Source organism: Hymenobacter aquaticus (assembly GCF_004765605.1).
Classification (GTDB): Bacteria; Bacteroidota; Bacteroidia; order Cytophagales; family Hymenobacteraceae; genus Hymenobacter; species Hymenobacter aquaticus.
Genome location: NZ_SRLC01000001.1, coordinates 2022400 through 2042462 on the forward strand (window position 1 = coordinate 2022400; position 20063 = coordinate 2042462).

General features: G+C 51.6%; 17 protein-coding genes. 8 read left to right on the plus strand and 9 right to left on the minus strand.

Annotated elements, in window-relative coordinates; all coding sequences use genetic code 11:
* The first annotated feature begins 681 nt into the window (after positions 1–681).
* The 3 genes from katG to E5K00_RS08300 all read left to right on the plus strand — a co-directional run bounded on the left by katG (position 682) and on the right by E5K00_RS08300 (position 5136).
* On the plus strand, positions 682–2976 hold the full coding sequence (gene katG / locus E5K00_RS08290) for a catalase/peroxidase HPI (protein WP_135462762.1): 2295 nt from the start codon (positions 682–684) through the stop codon (positions 2974–2976).
* 533 nt (positions 2977–3509) lie between these two features.
* Positions 3510–4505 carry a helix-turn-helix domain-containing protein gene (locus E5K00_RS08295; RefSeq protein ID WP_135462763.1) on the plus strand — a complete coding sequence of 332 codons (996 nt, stop codon included), beginning with the start codon at positions 3510–3512 and terminating at the stop codon, positions 4503–4505.
* Positions 4506–4539: 34 nt separating this feature from the next.
* Complete coding sequence (locus tag E5K00_RS08300; protein ID WP_135462764.1) at positions 4540–5136, plus strand: hypothetical protein; 597 nt, start codon at positions 4540–4542, stop codon at positions 5134–5136.
* Between the two features lie 365 nt (positions 5137–5501).
* Here E5K00_RS08300 and E5K00_RS08305 read toward each other — a convergent pair whose 3' ends face one another.
* The 5 genes from E5K00_RS08305 to E5K00_RS08325 form a co-directional block, all read right to left on the minus strand.
* Positions 5502–6086 carry a hypothetical protein gene (locus E5K00_RS08305; protein WP_135462765.1) on the minus strand — a complete coding sequence of 195 codons (585 nt, stop codon included), beginning with the start codon at positions 6084–6086 and terminating at the stop codon, positions 5502–5504.
* Between the two features lie 36 nt (positions 6087–6122).
* Positions 6123–7055 (minus strand): M48 family metalloprotease, encoded by a 933-nt coding sequence (locus tag E5K00_RS08310; RefSeq protein WP_135462766.1) that lies wholly within the window; start codon positions 7053–7055, stop codon positions 6123–6125.
* A 232-nt stretch (positions 7056–7287) separates the two neighbouring features.
* Positions 7288–7932 carry a hypothetical protein gene (locus tag E5K00_RS08315; protein ID WP_135462767.1) on the minus strand — a complete coding sequence of 215 codons (645 nt, stop codon included), beginning with the start codon at positions 7930–7932 and terminating at the stop codon, positions 7288–7290.
* A gap of 101 nt (positions 7933–8033) precedes the next feature.
* Positions 8034–8300 carry a DNA-binding protein gene (locus E5K00_RS08320; protein WP_135462768.1) on the minus strand — a complete coding sequence of 89 codons (267 nt, stop codon included), beginning with the start codon at positions 8298–8300 and terminating at the stop codon, positions 8034–8036.
* Positions 8301–8438: 138 nt separating this feature from the next.
* Positions 8439–9308, minus strand: a complete 870-nt coding sequence (locus E5K00_RS08325; protein WP_135462769.1) for a hypothetical protein — start codon at positions 9306–9308, stop codon at positions 8439–8441.
* A 422-nt stretch (positions 9309–9730) separates the two neighbouring features.
* Between E5K00_RS08325 and E5K00_RS08330 the strand changes: the two genes are divergently transcribed.
* From E5K00_RS08330 to E5K00_RS08350, 5 genes are all read left to right on the plus strand, one after another.
* Positions 9731–10099: a hypothetical protein gene (locus E5K00_RS08330; protein WP_135462770.1), complete on the plus strand. Its 369-nt coding sequence runs from the start codon at positions 9731–9733 to the stop codon at positions 10097–10099.
* A gap of 541 nt (positions 10100–10640) precedes the next feature.
* Positions 10641–10865 (plus strand): transposase, encoded by a 225-nt coding sequence (locus tag E5K00_RS08335; protein WP_135462771.1) that lies wholly within the window; start codon positions 10641–10643, stop codon positions 10863–10865.
* Positions 10866–10886: 21 nt separating this feature from the next.
* Positions 10887–11363, plus strand: a complete 477-nt coding sequence (locus E5K00_RS08340) for a transposase (RefSeq protein ID WP_135462772.1) — start codon at positions 10887–10889, stop codon at positions 11361–11363.
* A 212-nt stretch (positions 11364–11575) separates the two neighbouring features.
* On the plus strand, positions 11576–12214 hold the full coding sequence (locus E5K00_RS08345) for a DUF4062 domain-containing protein (protein WP_135462773.1): 639 nt from the start codon (positions 11576–11578) through the stop codon (positions 12212–12214).
* On the plus strand, positions 12214–13596 hold the full coding sequence (locus E5K00_RS08350) for an RNA-binding domain-containing protein (RefSeq protein WP_135462774.1): 1383 nt from the start codon (positions 12214–12216) through the stop codon (positions 13594–13596). Before E5K00_RS08345 ends, E5K00_RS08350 begins: the two co-directional genes overlap by 1 nt.
* A gap of 1120 nt (positions 13597–14716) precedes the next feature.
* Here E5K00_RS08350 and E5K00_RS08360 read toward each other — a convergent pair.
* The 4 genes from E5K00_RS08360 to E5K00_RS08375 form a co-directional block, all read right to left on the minus strand.
* Positions 14717–15526: a diguanylate cyclase domain-containing protein gene (locus E5K00_RS08360; protein WP_167856803.1), complete on the minus strand. Its 810-nt coding sequence runs from the start codon at positions 15524–15526 to the stop codon at positions 14717–14719.
* Positions 15527–16411: 885 nt separating this feature from the next.
* Complete coding sequence (locus tag E5K00_RS08365; RefSeq protein ID WP_135462777.1) at positions 16412–18343, minus strand: P-loop NTPase fold protein; 1932 nt, start codon at positions 18341–18343, stop codon at positions 16412–16414.
* 694 nt (positions 18344–19037) lie between these two features.
* Positions 19038–19271: a hypothetical protein gene (locus tag E5K00_RS08370; RefSeq protein ID WP_135462778.1), complete on the minus strand. Its 234-nt coding sequence runs from the start codon at positions 19269–19271 to the stop codon at positions 19038–19040.
* Positions 19272–19612: 341 nt separating this feature from the next.
* Entirely contained in the window at positions 19613–19924 is a 312-nt protein-coding gene (locus E5K00_RS08375; protein ID WP_135462779.1) for a MerR family transcriptional regulator, read from the minus strand.
* Between the last annotated feature and the right edge of the window lie 139 nt (positions 19925–20063).

The window sequence follows — 20063 nt, forward strand, 5'->3', positions numbered from 1 at the left end:
CAGAACTTGCGCGTAAGTCCTGGGGAGGCTTATAGGGTGGGCCTGACGCGTGAAGTATCGAACTATTGGCGCCAGGATTTAGAAGCTATTGCGGCCTTGAGCCGCCAGGTTGAGTTGGACTTAACTTCCAGCAGGTGCCTCCCGCCCTGCTGGACGTTCCCACCGTGGTGCTTGCGCTGGGCAGTGCCGTTTTGCTGCTGCGCTATAAACTCATCTCGGCCCGGCTGGTGCTGGGTAGAGCCGCCTTGGGCTACGGGCTGAGCCAAGCAGGCATGTTATAAGCCCCTTGTTTCGCTGGGCAGCGGACAGGCGGCCGGCCCGCCGAAGGCAGTAGTGTAGGCGCAGAAACAGCAAGGCTAGATCCTGGAGCGAAGTAGCGAACGGAGCAGGAGTCACCTGGTAGACGGAAGAAGGTGTCACCGTGCCGGCCGAAGAGTCGCAACGGGCAAAACAAAACGGCCATGCGGTGCTGAGCAGGCAGTAGCCGGATGAGATGGCCCAAGTAAGGAATACTGCTGCCGAAGTAAATAAATGTGGCTCCGGCAAGCTCCTCCGTAGGCAAGTTCACGTACATTTCATCCGTTAGCCACGACTTTTTCATTCCTTCAACATTCCACTCAGAACTAGGGTTATTAGCTGCCGCTAACCAGCCCTACATCTGGGCGCCTACCAAAACCCGCTATGCTCAACATCAACCACGACAAAACTGACACCAAGAGCTTCGAGATGCTCGGCAAGTGCCCCTTCGGCGGTGACCGAATCGGCGGGGCGGAAGGCACTCCACCCACGCTCTCCGACTGGTACCCCAACCGCCTGCGGGTGGAGGTGCTCAACCAGAATTCTCCCCATGCCAACCCGCTCGGCCCGGACTTTGACTACGCCGCCGCCTTCAACGCCCTGGACTACGAGGCGCTGAAGCAGGAAATCAAGAGCTTCCTGACGACTTCGGTGGACTGGTGGCCCTCGGACTACGGCAACTACGGCCCGCAGATGATCCGGATGGCCTGGCACTCGGCCGGCACCTACCGCATTGCCGACGGACGCGGCGGCGCGGGCCAGGCCATGCAGCGCTTCGCCCCCATCGAAAGCTGGTGGGACAACGGCAACGTAGACAAGTCGCGGCGCCTGCTGTGGCCCATCAAGCAGAAGTACGGCAGCGCCCTGTCCTGGGCCGACCTGATCGTGCTGACCGGCAACTGCGCCCTGGAAATCATGGGCTTCCCCACCTACGGCTTTGCCGGGGGCCGCGAGGATGCCTGGGAGGCCGATAACTCGACCTACTGGGGCCCGGAGGTAATTCATGACCTGCGCACCGCCGAAGCTCCCGACAAGATGGTAAACCGGGACAAGCGCTGGCGCGGCCGCAACGGCGACGCCGACTACGACCTGGAAAACCCGCTGGCCGCCACCCACCAGGCCCTGATTTACGTGAACCCCGAAGGCCCCTACGCCGACGGCGACATTATGGGCTCGGCCCGCGACATTCGGGTGGCCTTCACCCGCATGGCCATGAACGACGAGGAAACCGTGGCCCTGATTGCCGGCGGCCACGCCTTCGGCAAGAGCCACGGCATGGTACCCTCCACCAAAATCGGGATGCCGCCCGAAATAGCCCCAATGGAGCAGATGGGCCTGGGCTGGCACAACCCCGTGGGCGCGGGCAACGCCGAAAACACGATGACCAACGGCATCGAGGGCAGCTGGACCCAGAACCCGACCCAATGGGACAACAGCTACCTGGAAAACCTCTTCAAGCACGAGTGGAAGCAGACCCGCAGCCCCGCCGGCGCCCTACAGTGGACGCCCGTGGACGCCGACGCGCCCCGCACGCCCGACGCCCACATCCCCGGCAAAACCCACGCGCTGATGATGATGACCACCGACCTGGCGCTGAAGGAAGACCCCGAGTACCGCAAGGTCTGCGAGAAATTCCTCAATGATTTCGACGCCTTCACCCAGGCCTTTTCCAAAGCCTGGTACAAGCTCACCCACCGCGACATGGGCCCCCGGGAGCGGTACCTCGGCCCCGAAAAGCGCGTGGAAAACGACCTGCTCTGGCAGGACCCCATCCCGGCCGCCGACTACGCCATTATCGATGCCGCCGACGTGGCCGCGCTGAAAAAGGACATTCTGGCCCTGGGCGTATCGGGTTCGGATCTGGTTTTCACCGCCTTCTCGGCGGCCGTGACGCACCGCCACAGCGACAAGCGCGGCGGTGCCAACGGCGGGCGCCTGGCCCTATCCCCGCAGAAAGACTGGGAAGTGAACCGCCGCACGGTGCCCGTCATTGAAAAGCTGCGCACGGTACAAACGAAGTTCAACGAGCAGGCCAGCGGCAAGCATGTCTCGCTGGCTGACCTCATCGTGCTGGGCGGCTGCGCAGCTCTGGAAAAGGCCGCCGCCGACGCGGGCGTGCCCACCACCGTGCCCTTCACCCCCGGCCGCCGCGACACCACCCAGGAGCTGACCGACCTGGAAATGTTCACCTGGCTCAAGCCCGTGGCCGACGGCTTCCGCAACTACCTGGACGCGGATTTTGCCAAAATTGCGGCGAAAGTGGCCCCCGAGGAGCTGTTCCTCGATAAGGCCCAGCTGCTCAACCTTACCGCCCCCGAGTGGATAGCCCTCACCGGCGGCCTGCGGGCCATGAACGCCAACCACGACGGCGCCGACCACGGCATCTTCACCGACCGCGTGGGCGTGCTCACCAACGACTTCTTCACCGTGCTGACCAGCATGGACTTCGAGTGGAAGAAAGCCGACCCGCACGGCCACCTGCTCACGCTCAACGACCGCAAGACCGGCGCAAAGCGCTTCACCGCCACCCGCGCTGACCTCGTATTCGGCTCGAACAACCAGCTGCGGGCCGTGGCCGAAGTCTATGCCGGGGCCGACGGGCACCAGCGTTTTGTGCAAGCCTTTGTCAAAGCCTGGGACAAGGTAATGATGCTGGACCGCTACGACGTGAAAGCGTAGGTCGTCCGGCTCCGTTGGCCGCCAACAATAAGCCCGGCCCCGCTACTTGTGTGGGGTCGGGCTTATTGTTGGTTGTAAGCGGCGCTAGCGGCTTCAGGATTCGTGCTCGGGCTTATGGAGCTACGAAGCCGGGACGGGCGTCGGGGTGCATGATCTGGCCGCCTAGGTTGCCGGTGCTGAACCTGCCTTCTTCTCCTGATGAATCCAACAATCGATTAGACATATTAGGAGGTCTGGCATAGCGCAACTTTCACAATGAGCTACACGAAGCAAGAAAGTAGAGACCAGCATCACTTTCTTTTTTAGAATACAGATGAATTCAGGTTCAAAAGGAAACATCTTACCTAGACGCTATACTCATCACATCCTTAGAAACAGAAAAACCGCCCCTACATTGCGTAGAAGCGGTTTCGGGTGGGCCCAACAAGTGAATTATCGAACTATTGGCGCCAGGATTTAGAAGCTATTGCGGCCTTTAGCCGCCTCATCAATCTCGACGATTATACCACTTCGCAGCAGGAGGGCGTGGCGTAATGAAGACGACCACCTCCTCTCCCACCGCGGCTGCTAAGCCCCGCGCCCTCATCGTGCCCGCCGAGGTGCTGGCCCTAGAAGGGATCACGCTCACGGCCAAGCTCATCTTAGCCGAGGTCATCGACCTCTACAAGGTCAAGAAGCACGTCTTCGCCAGCGACGAACACTTCGCCGCCCGCCTCGGGATTGGCCTGCGCACCGTCGGCGATGCCATCAAGCAGCTGCACGAGCACAGCCTGCTGGACCGTACGATTGACCCCAAAGCCCGCCATAAGCGCCAGCTCACGCCTACCCTGCCGAGCACTCCGACAGCAAAGTCCCTGCAGAATCCGCAGGCAAATGTGTCCCAAGTAGCTGCGGATTCCGCCGCTGGTGCCTGCGAAAATCGCTACGTGTCCCTGCGGAATTTGCCGGAAGTGCCTGCGAAATCTGCTGGCGTAAATACCAGGGTAAATTCCAAAGCAAATATCCATGTAACCCCTACCGGGGGTGTGGCAGCCGAAGCTGCAGCGCACGCACAAAATGAACAAGGATTGGAAGACTGGGATGATGCTTCACCCCTGATGACCGTCCCATCATCCCCCCTCGTTGCGGCCGTCCCCCCTTCTTCCCGGCCCCGGACAGCTCGAGCCAAACCCAAGTCGGCCTCGCAGCACGCTTTCGCCGAGAGTCCCTATGCCGATGCCGACGCCTTTATAGAAGCGCTGCAAGGCACTGACTACGCCCACGCCGATCTGCGCTACTACCACGAAGTCATCCGCACCTGGGCTGAAAGCAAAGACGCGCGCAACGCCAACTGGCTGCCGATGATGTGCAACTGGATGCTGCGCGACGCCAAAGACCAAAAACTGAAAACCACTTCTTCCTCCCTCGCCTCTTCTTCCCATGCATACGCTTCAGCCTCTACCCACGCCAAACGCTCCCATCACCACGAAAGCCTCGCCGACGTCGGAGCAGCTGTTGATCAATACTTTGAAACAAAATACGGTCGTTAGCATTGCCTCCGGACAGAGCCCAGCGCTGGCCCAGATGAAGCTGCTGCTCGTCGACATTCAATCGGGCCTTACCCCGGTCGTAGCCCATCATGCCCCCAAGCTGTTCCAGCTGCGCCAAGCCAACCGCCTCGGTGAGAAGCTGTTGCTGATGCTGATCGTGTTTTTGCTCAAGACCTTTCAAGATTCGCTCAAGGTCAAGGACGGCATGGAAGCGCCGGACCTGATCGAAACAGCGGAGATGATCCTGCAGAAGTACTCGCACGACAGCCTCAAAGACGTGATGTTGGCCCTGAAAGAGGCGAAGTGGAGCGGCCACAACTTCTACAACGCGCTGTCTGGCCCGAAGGTCATGGAGGTGCTGGAGAAGTACTTCGACACCAAAGCGCAACGCTTAGAAGCCGAGCACCGGCAACAGAAAGCCCAACCAACGCCGGACCTGCTCGGTAGCTTGCCGGCAGAGGTATCTGCCAAATTGCTGGGCGCGGTAGCCCCTCCAGCACCCAATTTCGATGAAGAAGAATACCAACGCCAACGCGCTGCGTACTACGCCCAGCGCATCACCGAGGAAAGCCTAGGCACTGAAATAGCAGCGCATTCTGCACCGGAGGCACTGCAGCAGGACGCTGCTTAGCACAGCCTCTGAGCAGCATGCTAAACCCTTCTGACAACGGTGGGCTACGCTGAACGAAGTTGTTCAGCGTAGCCCAACCCGGGCAGCCGCGCCCCGTGGCCCCCGCTACGACAGCAGCGGGGAAGCCGGCCGCTACACGGGCCGGCGCCACGGGGCGGTGCTAGGCACTTTTGGCGTCCACTAGTTCACCATTTTTTCCCGTGCCAACATTCTACGATCTTAGCATAAAGCTTTAGGATTTGGGCATGGTGGGGGTTTCGGGCCTACATTTAGCCGCGTATGTCTTTATTAAATACAATCATAGAGAAAGCCCAGTAGGGTTTTACCCTACTGGGCTTTCTCTATGATTGTATTTTTCTGCAACGCTAAACCGACCAAGCCTTCACTTTTTGTTTGTCTGTTTGCTCCTTCCACATATTCTTTTTCGTCTGGTTAACATCCTTTACAAAATCCCACACCTTTTTCCCCGTTTCAAAAACAATATTAACTAATTCTGTAGATACACTAAATCTTGGGTTGTCATTATATTTTTTATAATTTTTATTGTAAAAGTCAACAAGATTATTATATGATTTTTGCAGTTCCGACATTTCTTTATCAATATTTATATTTTCTTTAGCTGCTTTTCTCCAATCTTGAATAATGACTTTATATCTCTCGATCAATGCGTCGTCCTTCGTTTTAAACACCCTGTATAGCTCCTTTGCTTCAGCTACATCAGCATTAGCGTTTCCTCCTTTCCAACCCTTAATCTCAGCATTAATCGACTCACTATTTGACTTTATCTCAGCAAGCAAACTTATTATATCAGCATGATATTTTAAATTAAAGCTTTTTGCCTTTACGCTCGTACATATTAATGCACATGCGATAAAAACAAATAACACAACTGCATGTTTTGAAAAATCATTCATTCTCTGATTTTTCAAAAAGTTAAGCCCTGGTTTCATGGCGTGAAATTATGTTTAAAAGTGAGACATTCAACCTTATTTTGTAAATGCCGGCATAACCAAACCAACAGGAGCAAATCTATAATCAATAAATATATAATCGACGTATTTTTCAAGAGCACTATTCCAACACGTATAAACCAAATCATTTTCTTTCTTCTTTAAATAAACCTTATTCTCTTGGCATTTACTTATCTCCAATTCCAATCCATTTTCATACACACTGAATCCCCCTCCTCTATTTTTCCTATAAGCAATATTTGTTTTATTTGAAACCAATCTTCCAATACCTTTAGCATGTTTATTATTCCTGTAACCAACTAATTGTATAGTTGAAAACAAAGAAGAATCATACACAATGCCGTGATTATAATATACAGGGAATGACAATTGCCTGTTATCCACCATAACGCATAATTTACCATCTTTAAACTCCCATATTACTCTTGGATTATACGATGCATAGCTTGCTATACTTAGATCGTTGTTAGCAAGTTTCCAACCCTGATCAACTGCATATTTGCGCAAATCAACACCCGGGTAATCAATAGAATTAGCATGAGCTATATTAATAGCTTCATATGCTTCTTCTACTCTAGAAAAACCCAATTTTTTCATGTAAAACCCGCAAAGCTCATCAGCCTCTAGTTCTTGCTTACGATTACTAGCACCTTCATGTTTTGATACAATATGGCCTAATTCATGACACAACACAGCAGCTAAAACTATACGCGAATAATTATAAAAATAAGCATGATTAATAATAATCAATCGTTTTCCATCTGCCAAATTTCGTATTTCTGCATTTGCTACAGAATCAGAACAAACAATATCCAATTGCACATTTTCAATAATAGCTTGATTTATAATATCATTAAATACCCATTTGTAATCCAAACAATCAGTGCCATAGCAAGAAAAAATACTTGCAAATAGCGCAGATACTATCAAATATAAGTAACGTGACATATTGTGTTCGTTTTGAAAAACACCAATGCAACAGCAGCCATGAGGCACAAAAGTATGATAACCGATGAGCTAGACATCAGTGCTATCACTGAATTTATGAGCAATTCGGATTACACATCGTAGTAGAGCAACCATGAGCCGTGTTACTACCCTGGCTTCTTTTGATAATATAAACAGCGGGTAACAAACCTCATCGGTTCACTACCCGCTGCTGCATTCAAGCCCTAAACTTCTACCGCTGCCCGACGGCGCTGGCTGGGGCCTGCTGGCCGGAGAAATCGAAGTACAGGGTCATTTCCTTGGCGTACGAGGGGTCTTTGCCGTAGTCGTAGTACATGTTGGTTTTGCCCATCGGGCCCATGTTCTCGGCTTTCTGCGACTTGGTGCCGATGGCGGGGATGCCGTGCAGGAAGGAGAGCTGGCCGCTGGGGAAAGCCGGGGCCGTGTTGTAGGGCGTGGCCAAGAAGCGCGGCGTGAACAGGCGCAGGTACACGTCTTCCTGGTCGCAGACTACCGTGAAGGGCTGGCCGGTGGTCTGCAGGGTGAGCCAGTAGAAGTTGGAGTAGTAGCCCTTGAACTCGGGGTACTCGGGGCCGCGGGTGCCGTTCATTTCGCCGGTGCTGGTGTCGTTGTAGCCTTTGGTCCACACGCCCAGGTTGGTGCCTTTCAGGCGGTCCTTCCACACGCGGTAGGGCCCGTCGCCGCGCCACTGGGCGCCGCGCACCTCCTTTTCGGGGTAGCTGAAGCTCAGGCCGGCCAGGGCGAAGTCGTAGTCTTTGGGGAAGTACCTGGCCGTGAGGCGCACCCAGCCCGAGGGGTACACCGTCCACTGCAAGGACTGGTAGCGGCTCTGCTTGCTCCAACATAATGTTGGCATTGCCTATCATGGCATCAGTTGTCGCCACTCTAACGCACTTCGCATAGATGCTTAAGAAATTGCGTCGTTCAAATCAGCCGACTTGTTTCTAATGTAATAGTCTAGTTAGATTTTTCGCAGAGCACCCGCTTATCAGACACACGAAGTCCACGTACCAATCCCTGACGTCGCAGCTTGTTCAAGGTAGGTTTGCTGATGTGTAAATAAGCCAAAGCCTGTTTCGTTGTAAGGTATACCGTTTCTTCTGCGCTATAACCCTCTTTGGGCTGAGATATTTGCACTTCTTGTAACAAAAGTCGAATCCCTTCATCTATGATTTCCGAGATGAGGCGCCCTAGCTTTTTTGAGCTTATCAGTAATAATTTCATTATATTAAAATTTATTCTTTAGCCCGATCTGCATTCAGAGCATCTGCTAGGCGCAGTTCGTATTCACCCAATTGGCTCCTGAAATTGCCTGATCAGTTCGTCATGATTAATGCACATAGCCACTTGAACGGGCAGCGTTCATGCATTCGGAGCTACCCCTTCCAGTACTTCAATGCCAAGCGCATTCTTTAAGCCTAGCAGATCGGCGGGCAGCTGCCCCTGTAGCACGAGCACGGCCCTGCTATTGGGCACGTGGCCCTGCGCGACTTGCTCGGCTTCGAGCAGGGCGCGGTACTTGATGCACTGAAACAGGCCCCGCAGCACGTCTGCCTGGTCTGAGAGGTCGGACTTCACCTCGACGGCTATGCGCTGCGCCCCGTGCTCGAAAAGCACATCCAGGCGGTCAGCCGACAGCAACAGGTATTCCGTCCGGCCAGGGCCTACGGCCGGGCTCAGGCCTAGCAGGTCTGGTCGGGTAGCTACGTATAACTTCAACTGACGGTGCCGTTCGCTCTCCCCACCTCCTATATATTGCCGAGCCTCATCCAGTATTGCCGCGGGCACCGGCGGCAAGGGATGTAACTCGAACTGCTCCAGCACCCATTCCCATTGGGGATAGGTATAGATTTTAGAAAGATACGCGTCGATGAGGCGCCGCTTCTGCTCAATGGCGTACTCGCTGAAAGGCAGCGGCGTGACGAACTTGCCGATACCTTCGCCGGGCAGCCCAGTGCGCTTGTTGATAACTAGGGCCTGAATGCCGGGCACGGTCATGTTGTGCTTTCGACCCAGCGCGGCCAGCGCCCGCCCAATAGCTCCTAGGGGGTAATTGAGGGTGCGGGGATTGGACATGCCCAGTTCCTCAGCCAGGTCGGAATAGAAGATGGGCGTGCCGGCGCGGGCCTGTCGCACCAGGCGGGGCAGCGCCAGCCGGGCGCGCTGCAGGTAGAGGTCTTCGCCGCTTTGCAGGGCGGCGCTAGCTGTGGTGGATGTCTGCCGCTTGGCCATGGGTATTTCGTTACAAGGCCCACCGCATGCTACTCGGCATTCAGTGGGCCCATAGGACTGCTAGTCGGTAAGCGAAAACGAGTTAATGTATTAATACAGGGTCAGGTCGGCCGTGTCGGATAGGCTGGGCAGCGTCACCGGTGGCTGGCCTTCGTCTAGGCGATACAGTACGAGCAAATGTTGTCCCTCTTCGGCTTGGTAAAGCTGCGGGAGCAACGGGTTGGATTCAGCATCGAAACTCATGGAGTGGGTCGCTTAATAGCTTAAATGCCAAAAAGAACACTCGATCAGCGCACCCACTAGAAAAGGATAGTTAAAAGTTGGAAGCTACCTCATACTAAACCTTGAACTCAACCGCTACGTAACACTTTGCCTGGTTTTTACCTATTACAACCAGAATCACCTTAACATCAAATAAAGACATGGGAACTTCAGAAAACGAAGGCATGGGCCGCGTTGCCGGTTACGGCGAGCCATCAAAACCTGTTGAGCAGCCATCACTCGGCGTGGTAAGTGGCTACGAAAATCCCGCTGCGCCGGCGCAGTCATTGCCCCACTACAACGTGAACGAAGCATCGGGACAACATTCGAACCACTCCCAAGCTTTACTGGCTTTTGTAAACGTGCTAAGCAAGTTTCGGGAGGGCGTACCCTCAGCACAACAAGCAGAAGAACTTGTGCAAGTTGTGAACGAAATTGCCTTGAGGTTAGCGAACAGCAACCAACCGGGCGATCTACTCTTTCTACAGCAGCAGGTAGAAAGAGTGACGGCTAAGCACAAACGGCCCTAGCGTAGTTTACCGATGCAAAAGCCCCGGCCTATTTGTGGGCTGGGGCTTTTCGTTATATGCACCTGCTTTTACGCAGCGACTAGACGCGACAGCAAACAGGACCTTTAGGCAACGAACAACAGCGGGGGCCGTATCCTAGCACCGAGTGACAACAAGAATTGCCACCGCGGGCTCCAGGGGTTCGTCGGCACAAAATTAGGCGCATACACGCATGAGCTGCGCCAGCAAGTACAACGCGTAGTCGCCTTCCTGTACTTCGTTCACGAAGCAATGGAAGCGTGGAAGGTGGTGCAAGCCGCCTGGCACTGGCTACAGTCGCATTTGCCCTTGTGAGCTTGCAGGGAGCAACCCGCCTCATAAACCAAGTCGGCCCCCAGTCTGTGCACAGACTGGGGGCTTTGTGTTTGCGGTAACTGAGAGTCAGAGCGTGTTGGGAAATCGGTTTTGAGGTAAAAAGAAACGAGCCAGCAAGTTGAGGCGGGAGTTCCTAGGCTTCCGGTCGCATTATGGTTGAGTGCTATCAACCCCTAACTGACTCGCAGTGGCAAGGTATGCTGCTGCTCTTGCCGCTCAACGCAAACGGCGCCTGTGTTTGCGCCAGGTCGTGGACGCGCTGCGCTACGTGTGCCGCTCGGGCTGCCAGTGGCGCAGCCTGCCGGCGGCGTTTCCGAAGTGGACGGCGGTGTACTACTTCTGCCGCTGGCAGCAGGACGGCACGCTGCAGCGGCTAAACCGGGCCTTGAACGAGGCAGACCGGCAAGCGTAGGGGCAGCCGCCCACGCCGGCCGTGCTGTGCTTGGACAGCCAGAGCGTCAAACTGGCCCCGCGCATTGCCGAGCACCGCGGCATCGACGGCGGCAAGTGTGTCAACGGGCGCAAGCGGCAGCTGCTGGTGGACCGGCAAGGCCGCGTCTGGGCCTGCCGCGCGCACGCGGCCAACCAGCATGACAGCCGCGGCGCGGCCCCGCTGTTGCGGGAGCGGCGCCACTGGGGTCCGCGCCTGACCACCGTGGTGACCGACCGCGCCTACCGCGGCCACTTTACCGAAGGATTGCTGGCGCGTGGACTCCGGCATGAACTCAGCAGTCGGCCGCCATCGACGCGCGGCTTTGTCCCGGTGGGCTGCCGCTGGGTGGTCGAACGCACCTTCGCCTGGCTGAACTTCTTCCGCCGTCTGGTCATGGACTACGAGTACACGCCCGAAAGCCACGCCGCGTGGATTCTCTGGGCAAACGTAACCCTGTGCCTCAACCGACTACCTTAATTCCCCAACAGGCTTTTAATCTTAGCTACTTGTTTAACAGCTTGTTCTCTGAATTTATATCATTTTAGCCTTTGCAGTTACTGTGAGTTCTTCCTATGAAACTGCCTTCGTCCACACTATTAAAACCTGAAAGTCCTACTTTTAGGCTGGCTTCTCTGCATTTTGGCTTATTAAAAACAGGGGTCGTCCCCGGTTGACTTCTCAGCACTCCAATGCCTACATCCAAACCTATCTTATTAGTCTCATCTGCTGTTTTCGGTTATGAAGAGTTGCTTGATCGCCTCTACGCTATCCTTGATAAGCTTGGCTTTGAAGTCTGGATGTCTCATAAGGGCACTTTGCCAATAGACCCTAACATCTCCGCTCTTGAAAGCTGCCGCAAAGCTGTGGCTCGCTGCGACTATTTTCTGAGCATTATTCTACCCCGTTATGGCAGTGGTCGGGAAGGCGATACAGAAGAATCCATTACGCATCAAGAACTACGTGAAGCCATCCGTTTGAAGAAGCCCCGCTGGGTACTTGCCCATGATCACGTCGTATTTGCACGCGGATTACTTCGAAGCTTGGGTTTCAAAACTGCTGAGGACCGCAAGTCGCTTACTCTTAAAGGCACTCCGATTTTCGATGATCTGCGACTTATTGACATGTACGAGCTTGCTTCCCGTAATGACATACTACTGTTGAAAGATCGGCAGGGAAACTGGGTACAGCAATTCTCGACAGATGGTGAAGTGCTTCTTTTCGCCTCTAGTCAATTCCAGCGATTCCAGGAGGCAGAAGCTTTTGTAAAAGAATCACTTGGTAAAGCATCACGCCTTAAAAAGGCTATCAAACCAAGCTCAGCGAAATAATGAATCTTGTTAAACAAATCATCAGCGGCGGTGAGAGCCAGTCAGTCGTCTTCTTACGGAACGCTGCTGATGTACAAAACATTGCCCAACATGTGGTTGCCCTGCTCAATAGTGGTGGTGGCTATATTGTTATAGGCGTCGATGAAAATAACCAGATTGCTCATTTAGCTAACTCAAGAGATTCTGCTATTCAGTTGCGAACGCAATTGGATGAGGTTATTACACCCAAAGCTTATTTCGATGTTGGCACTGATGATGTAGACGGACAGACAGTAATGATGATTGATGTGCCCGGGGGCAAGGATTTGCCTTTTGTAACTAATGACCGAGTCTACGTACGACAGGGGCGCCATACGATTGCTGCTTCAGGTAATTTAATACAAAGCATTCTACAAAAGCGGGTGGCAGAAGTGGAACGATGGGAGCGTCGCACTTCCCCAATGTTGGATTTAGATGATCTGGATCATGAAGAGATTAACCTGACTGTTCAGTCTGCTCGCGAACTGTTACGAATATCCATCGCAGGCGCTTCAACCGATAAGTTTGTCATACTTAGTGCGCTAGGGATGCACGTGAGAGGTCAGCTCACAAATGCAGCTGATGTGTGCTTTGGTCAAGATCCGGCGAGTCGCAACCCTCAAATACGGGTTCGTGCCTTTTCATTTTTAACAACTAAAGGGGCTAACTATCAAGATCAAGCAACTTTTTCCGGACCAGTTTCCCGCATTCTCGAGCTAGCTGAAGCTTTTGTTCTTCGGCATACACCAGTGACAGCTGAATTTCATGAAGACCGGTTGCAACGAACGGATCAACCTCTGTATGCCCGATACGTTTTACGCGAAGGCTTAGTCAATGCCTTAGCTCATCGTGACTATGCTTCATTCTCAGGTGGTATTACTGTTGAAGTCTACCCGGACCGAGTTGAGATATGGAACTCAGGAAAGCTACCTAAAGGCTGGGATGCGCGCAAGTTGCGTACTGCACATCCTTCTCTTCCTAGTAACCCGGATATCGCGCATATTCTCTACTTACGTGGATACATGGAACGTATTGGTAGAGGAACTCTTAAAATGATTGAGGTAAGTCAGATAGAAGGACTGCCTTCTCCTAAATGGCAAGCCGATGAAGATGGCGTACGCTTAACAATCTTTAATCGTCTTTACTCAAAGCAAGAGCGTCAGCCATCACTCAATGAGCGTCAGCAAAAATTGTTAGATACGTTGGAGGTTGGTCAAGCCATTACAATGGCCGATTATACGCTAGGGTTTGCGTCGGAAGTAAGCAAGAGGCAAGCACAACGCGACCTAGGCCTGTTAGTGGATGCGGGATATCTTGTCTTGGAAGGTGGTGCTCGTACGTCCCGTTATGTGCGCGTCGAATGACAACTTCATCAATTGCGCCATAATCGCGACATGATTTAGACACGTCATACGCGAAACAATTGCTCAAAAAGCTGGGAAACTTGGTCCTAGGACAAGTATGTCGCTTCGTTACGACTCTAATCGCGACAAATCGCGACATAATCGCGACAGCGTCGACTTAACATCTTCGTGCTGGGTGGCCCGTCTCATTTGACAGGAGAACTACCTGATACACTTAAGCTTAACCACAACAGGAACATCTTCCCGTTCAGAATGATCTTGCGTCATTGGAGCTGCTGCAATTCATTGAGATAATAACGGAAATTGGGGACAATCCATTACTTGGGTACTCGGCGCTGGTCTAATACATGGTGCAACGTCGGTTATGCTCGTCAATGACGAGTTGAATGCGCACGTGATGCATGGCCAGGGAGCGGCTGAATGAGCAGGACTTGCGCACGAGCACGCCGCACCGCTGCTGTAGCGAACAGTTGATGGCTTCGACGATGCTGGTTTGTCTGCTGCCCTTGGCGCAGGCTTGGTGCGCCCGCTTGGGCAACACGCCTTCGTAAGCCTCCTACTCGTCGGTGTAGTACCAGGTGCCGGTGCGATACGGCTTGGGCAGGGCCCGCCACAGACGCCGGGTGGTGGCGCGGCCGCGCGAACCGAGCACCCCGGCGCGAATGCTGCTTGACAGCTAGCCAAAGCCATTTTTTGCGCTGTTTGCGGCCTACAAAGGTCCACAGCTTATCCAGCTCCAACTCCTTCACCCGCCGCGGCAGCGGGCTGCTGGTCGGCGTGGTCTGCGCTTTTTTTGCCAGCTTGGCCACGGTCGTGCGTGCCACGCCCGTCAGGCACACGATGGCCCATTGCGAGACGCGTTCGAGCAGCGGCTTCTCCACCTGCGCGTATTGTGCGGCTTTGCGCGGAGCCGCCGGGGCAAACACGGCCTGATGCCGGCAGGCTGTACACAATTACTTGGCCTGGCCACAGCTGTGCCCATTCTTACGCAGGGCCGTGCTTGCGCACTTGCCACAGCTGAGTATCGTTTGGATCATGCTACCCTTTACGACAAAACCACGCTTTAGACCACCGCCGAAAGCTCTTGCAGCAATGCCTAATGAAGTAACCAGAATATATCTCAACTATTTACCAAAAACTCTTTTCGCGCATTGTCATAAATAAAACTATGCGATTTATAATAATCAAGCTCAACTCGCGAATCCCAAAAAACCCTCATCCCATCTTTTTCTTCCGCTGCCTGGACATACGCTCTTTGAAGTTTATCATAAGCTAAATCATAAGTATCATTAGGATACAGCGGGACAATGGCTGCATGGAACTGAATCTTATAATCCAATTCCAATACATCCTCCCTTTTAGAAAGCTGACTTAGCTGCTTCTGAACCCTGGTAATAAATCCAACAGCCTCATATTGAGGTCCTTTAATCAAAAATATAAACTCATCCCCACCAGTATATTTCCTATAAACTCTTTTAACAAAACTCTCTTCCATTTTATAGCTCAGTTTATACATTTCTTCATCTCTCCTCATTTTAATAAATAGATCTTGCGCTATTATTCGAATAATATCATCTCCTTTTTGAAAACCTCTTTTCTTATTTATTACACCAAATTTATCAAGATCTATCAATATCAAATGGAACAATTCTTTAGGTCTATTTTCCATATCTATCTTAAACTTGACCTGATTAGGAATACCCGTAACAAAATCAATCAATCTCAATCTTTCCGAGTCCAACAAAAGAGATTTAATATTAATTAAATCAGTTTTAGTTTTTGCATGCTTTTCCTTTTCCCTGTAATACAAAGAATACATCACATAACATATAACAGATCCAATTGCAGCAATAGAAAATAAATACAACGGCAATGATATAACCTGATTTTCAGGAAAGAAAAATTTTTTTATTTTATCGTATTCGGTCACAAATAGTATAATACCAGTAACTGTAGCAATAAATACCCCAATAGAGGATATTAATTTTCTTGGCTCCATTATCTCTTTTTACTATGGATGTTTGCTAACAAAACTAAGCTACCTCGTTGTGCTTTGGCAATTACTAATCACACAATAGCCTCATCATTCCCTAAGTTGCTTCAGGAATTTAAGCCGCTGGGACACACAGAGACTGTAACTACCATCCACAGCTTTTCTAGTATGCACGTTAGGCTTTGCGTTTCGTAGGTACCGAAGAACAAAGGGAATTCTGATTTTGCTGCACGGCTGTAGCCTGTAGATCCATGTTGAAGCGCTTTGTCCTTCTGAATGTAGTCATATCGCACCGCTAGGTTACGAAGCTAGGCCGGAGGCAACCTGCCCGACCAGACGGCCTAAAGTTAGTAGTTCCGGTGCGAGGTCGTTTATTATTGCAAAACCTACGTGTATGGCAGCGGGTCCGTAGATGAGTTAGAAGCCGAGCGGGTGAATTGAGTAGCAGACAGGCGCCGATTCCCTGCTTCAAGTGCTCGCAGCGCTGCATTACCGGGTGTACACGGTAATGCCCAACAATGTTATGCAGTTTAGTAGTATGCTCCACCAGCCCTATACTGACAGCTACATCTTCAGTTGGCTAGCACAACATCGAGCAAATACTTACCAAGCCTGCCTCTAGACTAACGGTCAGGTCGAGCGCATGAACATCCCCGCTTAAAGAAGCTACCATGTTACGCTACTGTTACTGTCTGCCCGTCGCTCAACTAAATCAGCCCCCTTACGAGCCTTTATGCTAGCTGACAACTAAACGCCTCAAGCCTCTGCGCGGCCTGCCATCGTATGAACTCACTTACACTCTTTACTAAGGCCATTCTTGGTTCAATCTAACTGAACTTCCTCTGCAATAGTCTCTGCAATAGCGACCTTATAAAAAGAAGCAAGTACTCGTGCTAAGCGCTTGACTCTATAACGCTGAATTCCTGAAGGTGGAACTTGTGTGTTCAAGTATTCAATTACTTTATGCCAAAAGGCATTTTCTGCTGAGGCATGATCATAAGCGGCTCTGAATTGCAGCAAGCTAGGGACTTGCGTGAAGGTTGGGATGTAAGCTAAAAGTTGGCGGGCAAAATACTCAGGGTCTAGGTCTGCAAATAAGGGGAGAGGCAGTTGAGCGCGCTCGCTTGCAAATGCAAGTAATTGATTGATATCATCCGCCAATAACTCTTTGGCTCTGGCTTGGGCACCTGCAATCTTCTGTTTGATAAGCTGTTCGTTGTAATGCAATGTAATGCAACGCAATCTGGACAAGAATGAAAAGTCTATCCCTTGCTGTATACCACTAAGGCTTAAAAACTGCTTTGCGTTAGGGATGGGTCCAGAGTGCGAAAGACTTTTTTTCATGCCTCGAGCTAGACGCATTGTTACTTCCTCTCGCATTAAACTTAACGGATTGCCAAAAGCTAGTACTTTCCAATACAGCGTAATGTAATCACCAATTAAATAGGCCCCAGCATCAACGTAATTCAACACCTCTTGAACTGCTTGCATATACTGCTTATCATCTAGAGTCATAATGTATTCGTATTCCAAATTCAATAGAGCTCTTTGCTCGGGGCGCAAATGACCTTTGGAATCAATTGGAAAAACAGCAGCCAATTCTGCAATGAGCTCATCCGCATTAATGGCAATACCGCTTACTAGGTAATCGAACGTGTGAGCAAAAAAATGGTATTTTATTTTTGTTCCATGATAATATTTTCCCAATATGGATCCACCTACCGTTTCTGGCTTTGAAGTAGAGTCACTTTCGGGTGACTGCAGACTCAAATGTTGACCTAGCTGCATTACTACTGAATCAAGACTGCTTCGATCCAAGTAGGAAAGCTTATTACGCTGGTGTTCATTAAATATAGCTGCTGAGAAGCGCACTAGTGCTGGCAGAGCTGAATCCAAGTGAACTTGCTTTGTTAATGCCCCTTCCTCGGCTACAGTTAGTGAAGAGTAAAGAGGCAACATTTTGTGCGCAAACCTAATAAGGGTACGCAGGTTGTCCTCCGGAAACAACTCTATTAAAAGATCGCGCTGAGTTAGAAGGAACCTCTGAAAAACGACTTGATCAGGAAATTCAGCGGCAAGCACATCGTCAAGTACATCTGCTAGTGATTGAGTAAAAGCTAAGGTTTCTCCAATAACCTTTTCTTTCAAAACCTCCAGCTGTGGGGACTTTATCTCATCTTCATTTGCAATAGCAATAAGTTTGAATCCGTTGTCAACGAGAGTATTTAAGTAACCTAGTAAAGTAGTTAAATCTAAACCCTTTTCACCTATACCACGCTCGATATCGTCTACGCAGATGACAAACCGCCGAAAATCGACCAGGCTCTTAGCCATCTTTTTACTCCTGCTTCTAAACCAAGCAAAAATATCAGTAGCTGATTCCTCCACCACTTTACCACCCGCCTGAGTTATACGCCAGTCGCTGCCGGTTTTGAACGTCAGAAAGGCTTTAGTGAACAATCCAGCACACTTAGCCAGCAGATTACCGGTGCCTTCGCTTAAAAAAGGCAGGAGCTGCACAAATATTTTAGTTTCTACTTCTTCAATGCTAGCAAGGCCAAAGACCGAGAGCTCAATGATTTCGTACTTAACAGAAGCATCACCCAAAGTTGGTGTGTCCTTGATCATTGGCGTTAGCTTATGGCGAAAAAAATGCGTCTTTCCGCTGCCCCACTTTCCTGTTAAGAGCAAAGCGTAATTAGCTCGGGAAACCAAGTAATGTCGAACAGCATCAGTGGTATTAGTAGTAGGCATGTGCAACTAAGCGTCTGTATGGAAATTGCTTTGGGGCTAAAAGAAAACGAGCTAGCGAATTGCAGGCGAAGTTCCTAGGCTCCGGTCCGCATGATGGTTGACAGCTATCAACCTCTCTGACTCGCAGTGGCAAGGTATTACACCTTGGCTGCCGCTGCAAAGCAAGCGAAACTTGTGCCTACTGCGAGCTGTTGAAGCGTTGTAGTACGTGTGCAGCCCTAGCCCGCGGTATACTACTTCCGCCGCTGGCAATAAAACGGCACACTGTAGTAACTGAACCTGGGCTTAAACGAGGCGGACCAGCAGGCGCAGGGGCAACCGCCCACACAGCAGTGCTGTGCCCGGGCGGCCAGAGCTCCAAATTAGCCCCGTGCATCGCCGAGCACCGCGGCAGGAACAAGGCAAGTGCATGAATGGGTGCAAACGGCTGCTGCTAGTAGACCAGCAGGGCCGTGTCTGGGCCGCTGATCGCAAGCGGCCAACTAGCACGACAGCCGCTGCGTGGCCCCTTGCTGCTTGAGCACCGGTACTTGAAGCCACTCCTGACCATCTCTGTGACGGACCGCCCCTACCGCGGCTGCTTCACCGAAGGGCCGATAGAGCGCGGCCAGCGCCACAAAGTTATTAACTGTCCAGCGTACACCCGTGAATTCGTGTCGATAGACTGCCGCTGTGTATTGGAACGCTCTTTCGCTTAGCTTAACTTCTTCTGCCGACTCTGGATGAAGTGCCGCACGACGATGGGGTTAAGCACGGCCAACTCGGCGCCGGCCGCTATCAGATGGTAAGCCAGGACAAGGTAGTAGGTGCCGGCGGCTTCCATCACGTACAAGCTAACAGCTCCGCAGCGACGTACCAGCTGGCGGAAACTCGCCGGCATGTTGCGCACTTCCAGGTGCCGCAGGCTATGACCCAGTTGGGGGTACACGGCCAACTGGGCTTTGCTTACATCGCCGCCACCAGGGCAGAAGTTAGTTACATACGAAACAGTAACAGAAGGGAAACGTGAGGCGACGTCATCCACCGCAGCATTCTTGATCCTAAGCAGTCTCTACTGGCCTAACGTAACTATCCAACGCGGCCATAGAACGGACGGGGAATACTCATGTTAGGGTCTACCATCCCTACGGCTCTAATCCATCTTGCTCCATCCATTGCGTCAGGGCTGAGTTCAAGCAACAGCTCAAACACAAGACACTCTAACAATCGATTTCCAAACAGTCTCCAAATAGACGTAACTCTATACACCCCTCCTGTAGATGCACACGACTATTTGTCGTTCAAATCAGCCGGATGGTGTTTAATATAATAGTCGAGCTGCTTTTTCTCATACAGAACTCGATTATCAGATACATGAAGTCCAAGTACCAGTCCTTCACGTCGCAGCTTATTCAAGGTAGGTTTGCTAATGTGCAGGTAGGATAATGCCTGCTTAGTCGTAAGATACACCGGCTCAAATGCTGAGTTCCTCGAATTGATCTGAGACATCGGTACTTCTTTCAACAGCACTTGAATTTTTTCATTTATGATTTCGGCAAGGAGCCGCCGTAGTTTCTTCGCGCTTACTATCAGGATTTTCATGGCCGGAAACGTTATTATGTCGTTTTACCTCAATGGCTAACTTTCTTCTGCTTGCTCAAACTGTACAAAGCTGTTTCGCCACATTATAACGCCATCCGCAGTCTTCCATGCTGCTAGCAAGGCTCTATGTGCTTATCGT